Origin of the sequence: Microvirga subterranea (assembly GCF_003350535.1) — a bacterium.
Classification (GTDB): domain Bacteria; phylum Pseudomonadota; class Alphaproteobacteria; order Rhizobiales; family Beijerinckiaceae; genus Microvirga; species Microvirga subterranea.
This window is the reverse complement of the sequence record NZ_QQBB01000006.1, coordinates 355,172-368,758: the sequence shown is the minus strand read 5'-3', so window position 1 is coordinate 368,758 and position 13,587 is coordinate 355,172. Positions and strand designations below refer to the sequence as shown.

The following is a 13,587-nucleotide window of genomic DNA, read 5'->3' as shown; positions in this document are numbered from 1 at the left end:
GAAGACGCTCAGTGTTTGGTGTCGCCCCACTTGAGGAAGAAGCCGACGTCGCCCGGCAGGCCGCCCGGCCAATCGATAATCAAGGCGCTCAACCTGAATCCGGCATCCCTCAGCTGATCGCGCCACAGCTCGTAGGCTTGGCGCGGGCGCCCGGTGAGGGTTTCGGGCCAAGTCGGATCGGAGTTGTTGATCGCGCGACCCTTGTCGGTGCACAGCGCGTTGGGAAAGCGCATGACCATCAGCTCGGTCTGGCCGCGCTCCGCCGCGGCCTTCAGCTTCGACTTCAGCGGCTGCAGGATCTCCTTCAGGCGCTCCGGCGTCAGGTCGATGGGCTCGGCCATGCGCTTGATCAGGTCCTGGCGCGCCTTCTCGGCCCGATCCATGCCGTCGACCGACTTCATGGCCTTCGCCATCTGCATCTCGGTCATGTAGCTGCGCAGGTCGGCGGCCGACATGAACGTCTCGTCGCCGAGTTCCTGCTGCGCCTTGGCCTCATTCGGTTTGGTCTTCAGGGTTTCCATGACGTCAGTCTCCGTTCAGGATGCGAGTTTGGCCTGCACCGCGCCGAGCGCGCCGCGCGTCTGCCGGGCGATCACGAGTTCTTCGTTGGTGGGAACGACCCACGCGGCGGGTCCGGGTCCGGCGGAGATCCGCGGCCCGCCGGCGCGGTTGGCCGCCTCATCGAGCGTAAGCCCGGCCCACGCGAGCCCGGCAATCACCTCGGCGCGAGTCGCCGCGTCGTTCTCGCCGATGCCGGCCGTGAAGACGAGCCCGTCGAGACCGCCGAGCGCCGCCACGAGTGATCCGATCTCGCGCGTGATGCGATAGACGAAGAGGTCGATGGCGCGCCTGGCATCCGTATCGGTCGCGGCATTGGCCCGCAGCACGCGCATGTCGTTTGACAGGCCGGACACGCCGAGAAGGCCGGACTTCGTGTAGAGCACGCGCTCGGCCTCCTCCGGGCTGAGCTTCATTTCGCGGAGCATGTAGAAGACGACGCCCGCATCGACGGCGCCGCACCGGGTTCCCATCGGGAGACCGTCGAGCGCCGAGAAGCCCATCGTCGTGGCGATGCTCACCCCCTTGTCGAGGGCGCACAGGCTCGCGCCGTTTCCGAGATGGGCGACCACCACCCGCCCCTCTGCGAGGCGTGGATCGTAGTCCTTCAACACGGACGAGATGTAGTCGTAGGACAGCCCATGGAAGCCGTAGCGCTTCACGCCGCGCTCGCGCATCTCACGCGGCAGGGCGAACATCCTGGCGATCCCGGATTGGGTCTGGTGGAAGGCCGTGTCGAAGCAGGCGACCTGCGGCATTCCCGGCAGGCGCCGGCGGACGATACGGATCGGCTCCAGGTTGTGGGGCTGGTGCAGGGGCGCGAGCGGCACCAGCGCGTCGAGCGTCTGGATCACGCCGTCGTCGACCAGAACCGGGGCCGAGAAGGCCTCGCCGCCGTGGACGACCCGGTGCCCGATCGCCGCGAGCCTGCGACCCTCCTGATGCTGCCGCAGCCAGGACACGAGGTGCATCAGAGCCTCCTCATGCCCGAAGTCTTCGCCGGACGCCCACGAAATCTCGTCGAGGTTCGCTCCTCCGGCATGCTTGACGACGAAGTGCGCCGCGCCTCCCAGGCCTTCATAAAGGCCCTTCCAGACGAGCCGCGGCTCGGCGCCGTCCGGCATGTCGAAGACCTGGAACTTGACGCTCGACGAGCCCGCGTTGAGGACGATGAGGACGGGGATCATGGCTCAGACCTCCGGGACGGTGAGCTGCCTGCGCTGCGCGTCGGCCACGAGCGAGGCCACGGCGCAGGAGGCCAGCCGCGTGACGGCCGAGTCGGCCCGGCTGGTGAGGATGATCGGCACGCGGGCCCCGAGCACGATGCCGGCGGCATCGGCATCGGCCAGGAAGGTCAGGCTCTTGGCGAGCATGTTGCCGGCCTCCAGATCCGGCACGACGAGCACGTTGGCCTGCCCGGCGACCGGCGACTGGATCTTCTTGATCTTCGCCGCGCCGAGATCGATGGCATTGTCGAGCGCCAGCGGACCGTCGACGATCCCGCCCGTGATCTGCCCACGGTCGGCCATCTTGCACAGCGCCGCGGCCTCGATGGTCGAGGGCACCTTCGGGTTGACCGTCTCCATGGCGGACAGGATCGCGACCCGAACCGGGTCGACCCGCATCGCCCGGGCGAGGTCGATGGCGTTCTGGACGATGTGGACCTTGTCCTCGAGCGTCGGCGCGATGTTGACGGCCGCATCGGTGATGATCAGCGCGGTCTCATGGCCGGGAACGTCCATCACGAAGCAGTGGCTGATCCGGCGCGCCGTACGCAGGCCGCCCTCGCGGCGTACCACGGCGCCCATGAGTTCGTCCGTGTGCAGGCTTCCTTTCATCAGCGCCTCCGCGTCGCCGGCCCTGACGAGTTCGACGGCCTTCTCGGCGGCTGCATGGCTGTGCGGAGCCTCGACGATGCGCATCGTGGAGATCGGCTTGCCCAACGCCTCGGCAGCGGCGGAGATCTTGTCCTGCGGCCCGACGAGGATCGGCTCGATCAGGCCGAGTTCGACCGCCTCGAACACCGCGCCTAGGGATGCCGCATCGCATGGATGCGCCACGGCGACCTTCAGCTTCGGCAGGGACCGGGCCGCCGCCACGAGCCGGTCGTATTTGTCGTGCCGCCGCGCCGGCTGAGAAAGGCTTTGACTTGATGCCGCAACCGTCATGACCACCTCTGATCTTTCGATCGTCTGTCCCCCGTCAGCCGTCATGGCCGCTGCTGGACCACCGTCAGGCATGCGCGCAATCGCGGGCTTGCCGGCTCTTTCCAGTTTGGATCCTGCCGGGCCCGCTGCTTGACCGATTGGGTCACTCCGTTGACAATTTGGGACGAGGAAATAGGGCCTCGCCCACGAAGGTCTTGCCTGAATTGCTACCGGGATCCGCGAAGGCCGCTTTGACTTTTCGCAAGCTGGCCTGAGATCGTCAGGAGGTCATCCGGCAGAGCGCGGCGGTGTCGCAGCTTGCTCAGCACGTGGCCATATCGCATGCGTCATCTGATGACTGCGCGTTGCCCTTTCCCGACGCTGCGCCTGGGCCAGTCCCCGAACAGGCGGCGGTTCCGCATGATTTGCAGCGACGGTGTCGCAAAAGGTTCAGACATTGTCCTCATCGGTCAAGCAAATCCTGGCCGGCCATGATCTTGTCAGCTCCCATGAAGACGAAACGAAGGATCGGTCACGCCGTGGGCGCGAGGGCTGAGTGGACGGTCCAGCCATGTATCAGGATGTCGCCATCCTCTTCGCCTTCGCGTTCGTGTACGCCCTCATCGCGGGGCGGCTCGAGCGCACGTCCGTTGCGGGGGCTCTGGTGTTCACGGTCTTCGGGCTCGCCGTCGGCCCGGAGGGGCTGAACTGGCTCAGGCTGGACGTTCATGCGCAGAGCCTTCGGACCCTGGCCGAGTTCACGCTGGCATTGGTCCTGTTCACGGATGCGGCCAATGCCGATCTCAGGGTGCTCAGGCTCAACTACACGATCCCGGAACGCCTCCTGCTGATCGGCCTGCCCCTGACGATCCTGCTGGGCACCGCCGCAGCCGCCGTGCTCTTCCCGGCGCTTGGGATCATCGAGAGAGCGCTGCTTGCGACCATGCTGGCGCCCACCGACGCCGCTCTCGGCAAGGCGGTCGTCGTCAACCCCGCCGTTCCCGCGCCCATTCGCGAGGGCCTGAACGTGGAGAGCGGGCTGAACGACGGCATCTGCGTGCCGCTTCTCCTGGTCCTGCTGGCCCTTGCCGGCGAACCGGTCGGCGGCGCCGGATCGTGGAATCTGGCGCTCCACCACTTCGTGGAGGAGATCGGGATCGGGCTCGTCGTGGGCACAGGGCTTGCGGTCGCCGGCGTCTGGGCGCTTCGGTTTTCCGCCGATCGCGGCTGGTTGTCCACGACCTGGCGTCAGCTTCCCGCGATCGCGCTGGCGTTCACCACCTTCGCGGCCGCCCAGGCGCTGGGCGGGAGCGGGTTCATCGCCTGCTTCGTCGGAGGAATCGCGGCCGGCGCGCTGGCCCGGCACCAGGAGCGGAAGCATGAACTCCTACTGTCGGCCGAAGGCTCCGGCGACCTTTTCGGCCTTCTGACGTGGGTGCTCTTCGGGGCGGCGGTCATCGGCCAGGCTCTCGGCCGGCTGACCTGGGAGGTTCTGGCCTATGCGGTTCTGAGCCTGACGGCGATCCGGATGATCCCGGTGTGGCTGGCCTTGGTCGGCGCCGATCTGCGCGCCGACGGCAAGCTCTTCCTGGGGTGGTTCGGGCCCCGGGGCCTCGCGAGCATCGTGTTCGCCGTCATCGTGCTCGACGCGAACCTGCCGGGCAGCGAGACCCTGACGGCCACCGTCGCCTGGACGGTGATCCTCAGCATCCTGGCCCATGGCCTGACCGCCAGCCCGTTGGCCAACGCCTTCGCTCGCCGCATCGGCACGACGCAGGCTCCTGTCCCATAGCCATGGCGGGAGCCCCGCGTGATGGAACGCGGTCGCGCTGCCCTTATCCGACCGTGTGGCCGGCGCGTGACGAGCCTGCGACCGCGAGGGCCGCCGCCGCGACGGCGAGGGGAACGAAGGACACCCACAGCACCGTGTTCCAGCCATAGGCCGTCAGCAGGCCGCCCGACGAGAAGGAGCCCACCGCCATCGTTCCGAACACCAGGAAGTCGTTGAGCGACTGCACCCGGGTCCGCTCCTCGGGACGATGGCATTCCAGCACGAGCGCCGAGGCGCCGGTGAAACCGAAGTTCCAGCCGAGGCCGAGCAGGACCAGGGTGAGCCAGAAATGCGCCACGTCCACGCCCGTCAGCCCGATGGCGGCGGAGGCGGCGGTCAGGGCCAGGCCGGCAGTTACCACGCGGGGCGCGCCGAAACGCGTGATCAGCCGTCCGGTGAAGAACCCGGGGCCGTACATGGCGATGATGTGCCATTGCAGGCCCAAGTTGGACGATTCCTGCGACAGGCCGCACAGGCGCATCGCCAGGGGAGCGGCCGTCATGATGAAGTTCATGAGCGTGTACGAGACGACCCCGCAGATCACCGCCGTGACGAAGCGGGGCTGACGCACGACGGCGCCGAGCGGGCGGCCGCCGGCCAGCTCCGCGGCGGTCGGCATCGGCACCCGCACGCCGAGGAGCACGAGGGCCGACACGGCCGCCACCGCGGCCTGCGCCAGATAGGTCGCGGCGAAGAGATAAGGCTGCCACAGGTCCATGGTGTAGGTGACGAGCTGCGGGCCGATCACCCCGGCGAACACTCCGCCCGCCATGACGGCGGACAGGGCCCGCGGGCGACGCGCGGCCGGAACGCAATCGGCGGCCGCGAAGCGGAACGACAGCACCACGGCGGCGTAGGCCCCGCCGAAGAACGTCGCGGCGCAGAAGAGCCAGAACGAGCCCAGCACGACCGCCAGAGCGGCCAGCAACCCGGTCAGCACGCCGCATCCCGTCCCGGTCAGGAATGCGGCGCGGCGGCCGTGGCGCCGGGCGACGGCGCCGGCCGGCAGGGTGCAGGCCGCCATGCCCACCACGAAGATGGAGATCGGCAGCGTGGCCAGCGCCGGGCTGGGGGCGAGCGTGTTGCCGACGATGGCGCCGGTGGCGTACACGACCGCCGAGTTCGCCCCGGCAAGCGCCTGGGAGACCGCGAGCCTAAAGACATCGGCATCCCCGGAGCGGGCCCCCGGCATGGCTCCGGCGACGGCATCGGCATTCATCTGTGACATGAGGTTCCTCAGGCTGCGAGCATGCCGTGCCAGCGCGCGTCGCGCAGCGACGGGCGGCGATGCAGGCGGCGGTCGAGTAGCGCACGGGCCTTCGCGGCCTCGCCGCTGCGCATCAAGGCGAGGAGGAGCATGTCCTCCATCATCTCGCGCTGGGCGCCGCTGCCGCCGATGCGCACGACCTCGGCCGCGACCGGCTCGAGGATGCGGGCGCAGGCTGCGTAATTCTCCTCCGCGAAGGCCAGCGCCGCGCGGCAGATCGCCGGCACTACCGGCCCGGCGGCCAATGCGCCCGCCTCGGTCAGGCTCGTCAGCGCCTTCACGCGCTCCTCGACGGCGGCCTTCTCGCCGGTCGCTGCGGCGATCAAGGCCATGTGAACGTCCGCGAAGGCGAAGCCGGCCTTCTGGAAGTACCCCCTGGAGTAAGCCGCCGCGTCGTCCCACAGCCCCGCCGGCACGTCGTGGCCGTAGGCCTTCAGCCGCCACAGGAACGAGGCGGTGTCGCTGACCACGTTGACCGGCATCCCGGCCGTCACCGAGGGCTGGATGTAATCCGCGTAGATCGCCAGCGCGTGCTCCGGGTCGCTTCGCTCCAGCGCGCCCAGCGCCGCGTGCCAGGCGATGTGGCCCTGGAGGGTGCCGGAGCGGTCGTAGCCCGGCAGCCACTCGGCGATCAGCCGCTCCGCGTCTTCGTGCGCGCCGCCTTCGTACATGGCGTGCGAGAGCGCGTGCGCCGCGTTGGCGTTGTTTCTCCGCAGGTCGAAGCCGCGCTGTGTCAGCGCGCGGCCATGCGAAACGTTGCCGTTCTCAGCATGGGCCCAGCCCCGGTAGGTGAGGAACCACCAGTCGTCCGCGTCGAAGTGTCGGGCGTGGCGCTCGCAGAGGTCGACGCGGGCCCGGTCGTGATCCGCCATTCCGGAGAAGGCGAAGAGCCCGAAGGCCCCGAGAGGCAGCGACAGGATCAGCACGTCGCGCGGCCAGGTGTCGGCATGGGCGAGCGCGCGCTCCAGCGCCTGGGCCGAGTGGCCGTTGATGGCGAGCCGCAGGATCTCCACATGGCTGCGCTCCCGCTCGGTCCCGCGCCGGGCGACGATCTCCCCCGCTGCCGCGATCCGCGCCTGGGCCTTTGTCGGCTCGGACCGGATGGCGTGCAGGCGGGCGCGGGCCGCATGGGCAAGGGCGAAGTCCGGATCGGCCGCGATGGCCTCCTCCAGGGCCTCTGCGGCGCCGGGCCAGGCGGAGAGGAGGAGGTCGACCCCGTGCCGGTAGCGTTCGGCCGCGAGGTCGGACGTGGTCGAGAGCGGCAGGCCGCGGCTGTCGAGGCGGGACATGGCAGGTTCCTCATTCCAGGATCGGGCGGGCTTCGGCGCTCGATCCCGCCGTTATACGGGATCGCCCCCTGTCCGTATTTGGACAGTCTGCCATATCATGTCGATCAACAGCCAAACTGGGGGCCAGACATGACATGGGAGACGATCCAGGCGCCGCCCGGCCTGGGGCCGCCCCGACCGATCACCGTGCGGGCGCAGACGATCCCGGCGCGGCACTCCTTCCCGGAGCATGCCCACCGCTGGAACCAGATGGTGTACGCGATCTCCGGCGTGCTGACGGTATCGGTGGAGGGACACTCCTTGGTGATCTCGCCGGAGCAGGCCGTGTGGCTGCCGACGGGCCTGACGCATCGGGTCGGCTCCCTGCTCGGGGCCGAGTTCCGCAGCCTCTGGATCGCCCACGAGGCCGGCCGCGGCCTGCCGGAGAGCCCGACCGTGTTCGGCGTCACGCCGCTGCTGAAGGCCCTCATCGTCGAGGCCGCCGCGATCGAGGGCGAGGAGGATCGCGACGGTTATGCCGGCCGCGTGACGGACCTCATCCTCGACCAGCTCCGGCGGGCGCAGCCCCTTCCGGGCGCGCTCCCCTGGCCCCGTGGAGCATCCTCTCTGACCGCCTTGTGCGAGGCGCTCTACGGGGATCCCGCCGATGCACGCGGGCCGGAGGCATGGGGCCGGGAGCTCGGGATGTCGGAACGGACGCTCGCCCGCCGCTTCGAGGCGGAGATGGGCATGAGCCTGCGCTCATGGCGGCGGCGCCTGCGGCTGTTCAAGGCGATCGAGCTCATGGGCGGCGGTCTCGACGTGACCCGGACCGCCATGGAACTCGGCTACGGCTCGACCTCGGCCTTCGTCTACGCGTTCCGGACCGAGATGGGGTGTAGCCCGCAAGCCTATATGCGCGGGCGCGGGGAGGACCGGCCCGCGTGAGCGCAACGTCATGCCGGCAGGGGAACCTCCAGTCCGACCTTCACGCGGTCCATGGCCACGAAGGTGCGGAACCGCTTCACGTTGTTGTTGCCGAAGAACAGGCGGCGCGTGAGCGCCTCGTAGTCGCCCATCGTCGGCACCACGATCACCAGAACGAAATCGGCCTCGCCGGTGACGTAGTAGCACTGCTGCACCTCGGGCACCGAGGCGAATTCCCGCTTGGCGGCATCGATCAGCTCCGCCGTCTCACTGATGACCTCGACCTCGACGAAGATGGTGATGGATTGCCCCACCCGGGCCGGATCGACGATCGAGACGTTGGCCCGGATGACGCCCGCCTCCTCCATCCGCCGGATGCGGCGCTGCACGGCCGGGGCCGACAGGTTGACGGCCTCGCCGATCACCCGTTGCGGGGTCGCGTTGTCCCGCTGCAGGATGCCCAGGATCGCCAGGTCGAAGCTGTCGAGGGCAATGGACGACGATGACTTGGACACCCCGAGGCCTCGCTGGCACGAAAAGAACTTTCATTGAGAGGGCTCAAATAGAGCGCTTTTCTCACACCCGATGCAATATCTTCTCGCCGGCTTACAGTGAAGGACGGCGATGATCCTGCCCAACCAGCACCCCGACTACCGCAGGCCCCTCTATCCGGTCGATGCCGACACGCTGGGCGCGGCTGCGGCCGAGGAGGTCGAGCGCTACCTGACCTATCGCGACAACCATGCCCCGACGCCCCTGCACATGCTGCAGGCCCTGGCCGCCGGTCTCGGCGTGGGCGCGATCCACGTCAAAGACGAAGGCTTCCGGCTGGGACTGGGCAGCTTCAAGGCCCTGGGCGGATCCTACGCGGTCATCCGGCTTGTGCTGGAGGAGGCCGCCCGCCGGCTGGGACGGCCCGTCGACGTCGCCGAGCTGCACGCGCCGGAGGTCCGGGCCGTCGCGGCCGGCATGACCTTCGCCTGCGCCACTGACGGCAATCACGGGCGTTCGGTGGCTCAGGGCGCGCAGCTCGTCGGCGCCAGGGCCGCCATCTTCGTGCATGCCGGCGTCAGCGACGGGCGCGTGGCGGCCATCGCCCGCTTCGGCGCGAAGATGATCCGGGTCGAGGGCACCTACGACGACTCGGTCGCAGAGGCGGCGCGGGTCGCGGCCGAAGCGGGCTGGACTGTGGTCTCCGACACCTCTTGGCCGGGCTACGAGCGCATTCCCGGGCTGGTCATGCAGGGCTACACCGCAATGGTGCGCGAAGCCCTGCGCCAGCTCCCCGAACCGCCGACCCACGTGTTCGTGCAGGCCGGCGTCGGAGGCGTCGCGGCGGCGGTGGCGGCGCATCTCGCGCTCGTCCTCGGCGACCGGCGGCCGGTCTTCGTCGTGGTCGATCCCGCGCGGGCCGCCTGCATCTACGAGACCGCGCGCGCGGGGCGCCCGGTCAAGATCGGCCACGGCGAGCCGACCGTGATGGCGATGCTGGAATGCTACGAGCCGTCGCTCGTCGCCTGGCGGGTGCTGTCCCGCGTCGCCGATGCCTTCATGACCGTCGACGAGGAGGATGCGGTCGCAGCGATGAAGCGCCTCGCCTACCCCGCCGGGAACGATCCGGCCATCGTCGCGGGCGAGAGCGGCGGTGTCGGCTTCGCGGCTTTGAGCAAGGCCGCCTCCGATCCCTCCCTGAAGGCGGCCCTCGGGCTCGATGCCGCCTCCCGCATTCTTCTCATCAACACGGAGGGTGCCACCGATCCGGCGCGATACACCGAGCTCGTCGGCATATCACCCGCCGAAGTCGCAGCCCGTCGTCGAGGAGCGGACGCATGACCACCCTTTCCATCGACGCCGGTCGCCTGCTCGGCCGCCTCCACGAACTCGGGAAGATCGGCCGGGATGGCGACGGGAGGCTTGTCCGGCTCGCCGGCTCCGACGCCGACAAGGCGGGACGCGACGCCCTCGTGGCCTGGATCCGGGCCGCAGGCCTGGAGGTCGCGATTGACCGCATCGGCAACATCTTCGGAATTTGGGGAACGGCCGACAACGCCGACGAGGCCTCCATCCTGCTCGGCTCGCATATCGATACCGTCATCGACGCCGGCATCTATGACGGGTGCTACGGCGTGCTCTCCGGGCTGGAGGTGATCCAGACCCTGAAATCTGCCGGGTTCGTTCCAGCCAGGCCCATCGCGGTCGCCGCCTTCACCAACGAGGAAGGCGTGCGCTACGCGCCCGACATGATGGGTTCGCTCGTCCATGCCGGCGGGCTCCCCGTCGAGGAGGCGCTGGCGACGCTCGGCACCGATGGCACCGTGCTTGGAGCCGAGCTCGAGCGCATCGGCTATGCCGGGTCCGAAGAGCCGGGCTTCCTCAGGCCGCACGCTTACGTGGAGCTGCACATTGAGCAGGGGCCCGTGCTGGAACGTGAGGGCGTGCCCATCGGTGCGGTCGAGAACCTCCAGGGCATCTCCTGGCAGCGCGTCACCATCGAGGGTGAGGCCAACCATGCCGGCACGACGCCCATGTCGATGCGCCGGGATGCGGGCCACGCCGCGGCCCGCGTGGTCACCTTCCTGCGCGACCGGGCCCGGAACGCGAACACGCCCACCGTCGCGACGGTGGGCTGCATGAGCTTTGAGCCGAACGCGATCAACGTCATTCCCTCCCGCGCCACCTTCACGGTCGACCTGCGCGATCCCGACGAAGGGCGCCTCCAGGCCGAGGAGGCTGCGCTTGCCGCCTACCTGGCGGAGCTGGCCGCGACCGAGGAGGTGACGATCTCGGTCGAGCGGCTGGCGCGGTTCGAGCCTGTGACCTTCGACCGGAGGATCGTGGAGCTGGTGGAAGAGGCCGCACGCAGGCGCGGGCTGGCCTCGAAGCGGATGACCTCGGGCGCCGGCCATGACGCCCAGATGATCGCCCGGATCGCGCCCGCCGCCATGATCTTCGTGCCGAGCATCGGCGGCATCAGCCACAATCCGCGCGAGCGTACGCCGGACGCCGACCTTGTTGCGGGCGCCAACATCCTGCTCGATGTTGTCAGTCGGCTCGCGGCCCAGTAATGCCTGCCGGGAGAGACACATGACCATCGACTTGAGCGCCCTCGAACGGGAGATGACGGCCTGGCGGCGCGACCTCCACGCCCATCCGGAGTTCGGGTTCGAGGAGACGCGCACGAGTGCCTTCGTGGCCGCCAAACTGCGGGAGTTCGGTCTCGATGAGGTCGCCGAGGGCGTGGGCGGCACCGGCGTCATCGGCACGCTCAAACGCGGCAGCGGCAACCGCGCCATCGCGCTGCGGGCCGACATGGACGCCCTGCGGATCACCGAACAGGGCACGCAGGACTACCGTTCGCAGAATCCCGGCACGATGCACGCCTGCGGCCACGACGGCCACACCGCCATGCTGCTCGGAGCCGCCAAACTGCTCGCCGAGGAAGGCGGCTTCGACGGCACCGTGCGCTTCGTCTTCCAGCCGGCCGAGGAATGGGGCAAGGGCGCGCTCGCGATGCTGGCGGACGGCCTGATGGAGCGCTTCCCGTTCGAGGAGATCTACGGCCTGCACAACATGCCTGGGCTTCCCGTCGGGCACTTCCAGACGCGGGTGGGACCGATCATGTCGGCGGAGGACAACTTCGAGATCGTCCTGAAGGGCGTCGGCGGCCATGCCGCCCGTCCGCACTGGGGCAACGAGGTGCTGGTCGCCGCCTGTGCGACCGTCATGAACCTCCAGACCATCGTGTCCCGCAGGCTCAGCCCGACCGACATCGGCGTCGTGTCGGTGACGGAACTGATCACCGACGGCACGCGGAACGCGCTGCCCGGGCTGGCGCGCATCCTCGGCGACGCCCGCAGCTTCCAGCCGGACGTCAGCGCCGAGATCGAGAAGCAGATGCGCATCATCGCCGAGGGCACGGCCTTGACCTACAACGTCGCCGCCGAGGTGACCTACACGCGCGAGTTCGTGCCGCTCCTGAACGATGCCGCCCTCGTGGAGGAGGCCTTCGCGGCCGCTAGGGCCGTGTTCGAGCCGGACCACGTCTCGACCGCACGGGAGCCGATGACGGGCTCGGAGGACTTCGCGCGGTTCCTGGAGCATGTGCCAGGCTGCTTCGTGTTCGTCGGGAACGGCAGGGATTCGGCGCCCCTGCACAATCCGGCCTATGACTTCAACGATGACGGGCTGCTCCATGGGGCACGCTTCCATGCGGCCGTCATTCGCCGGCGCCTGCCGATAGCCTGACCGGCGCGAAACGAGCGTCTCGGAGGGCAGGAGAAGCCGCGGAACGGCCGCTTCGGATTCGAACCTCCGCCTCTAGAGATGTTCCGGCCCGCCGATGTCACGGCCCCGATTTATGGAGCCGCTTTTAACCTGGTTGAAAGCGGCTGCCATTTGGATCGCGCATGCTGCGGATCATGAGCAAGCCTCCGCTTAGGCCCCGCAATGCAGGCAATCTCGTCCATTCCGCCCGGCTGTCGCTCAAGCTGACGGAAAAGACCGTCAGGGACACGCAACGCACCATCGAGGAGTCCCGCAGGCTGCTCGACCGGCCCGTTTACCCCTATCCTCCCAGGAGGCGCCCGGATCCCGGAAAGGCGGGCCGGTGATGGAACATTGGGGAGCGTGCGGCATTTGCCTTGGCCGTACGGACCCCTAGTTACCCGTCCACCCGAGGCGGGTCGCGCCTCTTCGTTGCAAGCCTCGATGTCACGTTCGCGTTCGTCTCTCTTGTTCTGGACGGTCCTGTTCCTGGCCTTCGGCGCCGGCGGATCGCTCGCCTACATCTATTCCGGAATCTACGACATCTCCGCGACCAAGCAGCACACGCGGCTCGTCTACTGGGTCATGAGCACGGCGCGACGCCAGTCGATCAAGACCCATGCGGCCGGAGACGTGTTGCCGCCCGATGTCGCGGATGCAAATCTCGTCTCCGCAGGGCTCGTCCTGTTCGATCGGCATTGCTCCCAGTGCCATGGCGCCCCGGGGATCGCCCCAGGTCCGATCGGCCTCGGGATGGCGCCCTCCCCGCCCAACTTCGCCCAGATGGGACGTGACCTCCCGGCGGAGGAGATGTACTGGGCCATCTCGAACGGGATCAAGCTGACCGGAATGCCCGCATGGGCGTTTCGCCTGAGCGAGCGGGAACGTTGGGCGCTCGTCGCGTTCCTGAAACGCTCGACGGCGCTGACTCCCGCCGACTACCGGGCGCAGCGGGACCGATTGGCGTCGGCGGGCGTAGGAGAAGCGACGTCCCGCGACTCAGGCGGCCGGTGGGAGCCGGACGGCGCAGCGGAGCGGGGCCGGGTCGCGATCCAGCAATATGCGTGCGCGACCTGTCACGTGATTCCGGGAATTCGGGGGGCCGACGCGCAGGTGGGGCCGTCCCTCGAAGGCATCGCCGAGCGGCTCTATATCGCCGGCAATTTGACGAACACGCCGGCCCATATGGTCGAGTGGCTGCGCGATCCGCAGAAGATCAATCCGCTCTCCGCCATGCCCGATCTGGGCGTGACCGAGCGCGACGCCCGCGACATCGCCGCATACCTCTATTCGCTGCGCTAGCGCACCGGACGTGGTGAAGAGTGG

Annotated in this window: 13 protein-coding genes; 7 read left to right on the top strand and 6 right to left on the bottom strand. The window is 68.9% G+C overall.

Translation table 11 applies throughout. The annotated features are described in order from the left end of the window. Positions 1–8: 8 nt before the first annotated feature. Genes DES45_RS17200 through DES45_RS17190 form a run of 3 tightly spaced genes read right to left on the bottom strand, consistent with a single transcriptional unit; the run spans position 9 to position 2,726 of the window. Positions 9–521: a hypothetical protein gene (locus DES45_RS17200; protein ID WP_114771242.1), complete on the bottom strand. Its 513-nt coding sequence runs from the start codon at positions 519–521 to the stop codon at positions 9–11. 15 nt (positions 522–536) lie between these two features. After that, complete coding sequence (locus tag DES45_RS17195; RefSeq protein ID WP_114771241.1) at positions 537–1,745, bottom strand: acetate/propionate family kinase; 1,209 nt, start codon at positions 1,743–1,745, stop codon at positions 537–539. A 3-nt stretch (positions 1,746–1,748) separates the two neighbouring features. Continuing rightward, positions 1,749–2,726, bottom strand: a complete 978-nt coding sequence (locus DES45_RS17190; protein ID WP_114771240.1) for a phosphate acetyltransferase — start codon at positions 2,724–2,726, stop codon at positions 1,749–1,751. A 535-nt stretch (positions 2,727–3,261) separates the two neighbouring features. Here DES45_RS17190 and DES45_RS17185 point away from each other — a divergent pair. After that, on the top strand, positions 3,262–4,497 hold the full coding sequence (locus DES45_RS17185; RefSeq protein ID WP_245571764.1) for a cation:proton antiporter: 1,236 nt from the start codon (positions 3,262–3,264) through the stop codon (positions 4,495–4,497). A gap of 43 nt (positions 4,498–4,540) precedes the next feature. Here the strand turns inward: DES45_RS17185 and DES45_RS17180 are convergent, their stop codons facing one another. Next, entirely contained in the window at positions 4,541–5,755 is a 1,215-nt protein-coding gene (locus DES45_RS17180; RefSeq protein WP_245571778.1) for an MFS transporter, read from the bottom strand. A 17-nt stretch (positions 5,756–5,772) separates the two neighbouring features. Further along, positions 5,773–7,092, bottom strand: coding sequence for a tetratricopeptide repeat protein (locus DES45_RS17175; protein WP_114771237.1), 1,320 nt, complete (start codon positions 7,090–7,092; stop codon positions 5,773–5,775). 129 nt (positions 7,093–7,221) lie between these two features. Here DES45_RS17175 and DES45_RS17170 point away from each other — a divergent pair, with 129 nt between their 5' ends. Further along, positions 7,222–8,019, top strand: coding sequence for an AraC family transcriptional regulator (locus DES45_RS17170; protein ID WP_114771236.1), 798 nt, complete (start codon positions 7,222–7,224; stop codon positions 8,017–8,019). 8 nt (positions 8,020–8,027) lie between these two features. Here the strand turns inward: DES45_RS17170 and DES45_RS17165 are convergent, their stop codons facing one another. Further along, positions 8,028–8,513, bottom strand: a complete 486-nt coding sequence (locus tag DES45_RS17165; RefSeq protein ID WP_114771235.1) for an Lrp/AsnC family transcriptional regulator — start codon at positions 8,511–8,513, stop codon at positions 8,028–8,030. Between the two features lie 109 nt (positions 8,514–8,622). Between DES45_RS17165 and DES45_RS17160 the strand changes: the two genes are divergently transcribed. From DES45_RS17160 to DES45_RS17140, 5 genes are all read left to right on the top strand, one after another. After that, positions 8,623–9,831 (top strand): diaminopropionate ammonia-lyase, encoded by a 1,209-nt coding sequence (locus DES45_RS17160; protein ID WP_114771234.1) that lies wholly within the window; start codon positions 8,623–8,625, stop codon positions 9,829–9,831. Further along, the gene (locus DES45_RS17155) at positions 9,828–11,063 is read left to right on the top strand and encodes a Zn-dependent hydrolase (protein WP_114771233.1); all 1,236 of its coding nucleotides are present in this window, start codon (positions 9,828–9,830) and stop codon (positions 11,061–11,063) included. Before DES45_RS17160 ends, DES45_RS17155 begins: the two co-directional genes overlap by 4 nt. A gap of 19 nt (positions 11,064–11,082) precedes the next feature. Further along, positions 11,083–12,243 (top strand): M20 aminoacylase family protein, encoded by a 1,161-nt coding sequence (locus DES45_RS17150; RefSeq protein ID WP_114771232.1) that lies wholly within the window; start codon positions 11,083–11,085, stop codon positions 12,241–12,243. 173 nt (positions 12,244–12,416) lie between these two features. Beyond that, a complete protein-coding gene (locus DES45_RS17145) occupies positions 12,417–12,608 on the top strand; it encodes a hypothetical protein (protein ID WP_147282436.1) in 192 nt (63 codons plus the stop codon). A 97-nt stretch (positions 12,609–12,705) separates the two neighbouring features. Further along, complete coding sequence (locus DES45_RS17140; protein WP_114771230.1) at positions 12,706–13,563, top strand: c-type cytochrome; 858 nt, start codon at positions 12,706–12,708, stop codon at positions 13,561–13,563. Positions 13,564–13,587 lie beyond the last annotated feature (24 nt).

Excerpts from the sequence above, each read along its gene's own strand:
- DES45_RS17200 (WP_114771242.1), bottom strand. The coding sequence starts at position 521 with ATGGAAACCCTGAAGACCAAACCGAATGAGGCCAAGGCGCAGCAGGAA.
- DES45_RS17195 (WP_114771241.1), bottom strand. The coding sequence starts at position 1,745 with ATGATCCCCGTCCTCATCGTCCTCAACGCGGGCTCGTCGAGCGTCAAG.
- DES45_RS17190 (WP_114771240.1), bottom strand. The coding sequence starts at position 2,726 with ATGACGGTTGCGGCATCAAGTCAAAGCCTTTCTCAGCCGGCGCGGCGG.
- DES45_RS17180 (WP_245571778.1), bottom strand. The coding sequence starts at position 5,755 with ATGAATGCCGATGCCGTCGCCGGAGCCATGCCGGGGGCCCGCTCCGGG.
- DES45_RS17175 (WP_114771237.1), bottom strand. The coding sequence starts at position 7,092 with ATGTCCCGCCTCGACAGCCGCGGCCTGCCGCTCTCGACCACGTCCGAC.
- DES45_RS17170 (WP_114771236.1), top strand. The coding sequence starts at position 7,222 with ATGACATGGGAGACGATCCAGGCGCCGCCCGGCCTGGGGCCGCCCCGA.
- DES45_RS17160 (WP_114771234.1), top strand. The coding sequence starts at position 8,623 with ATGATCCTGCCCAACCAGCACCCCGACTACCGCAGGCCCCTCTATCCG.
- DES45_RS17155 (WP_114771233.1), top strand. The coding sequence starts at position 9,828 with ATGACCACCCTTTCCATCGACGCCGGTCGCCTGCTCGGCCGCCTCCAC.
- DES45_RS17150 (WP_114771232.1), top strand. The coding sequence starts at position 11,083 with ATGACCATCGACTTGAGCGCCCTCGAACGGGAGATGACGGCCTGGCGG.
- DES45_RS17145 (WP_147282436.1), top strand. The coding sequence starts at position 12,417 with ATGAGCAAGCCTCCGCTTAGGCCCCGCAATGCAGGCAATCTCGTCCAT.
- DES45_RS17140 (WP_114771230.1), top strand. The coding sequence starts at position 12,706 with ATGTCACGTTCGCGTTCGTCTCTCTTGTTCTGGACGGTCCTGTTCCTG.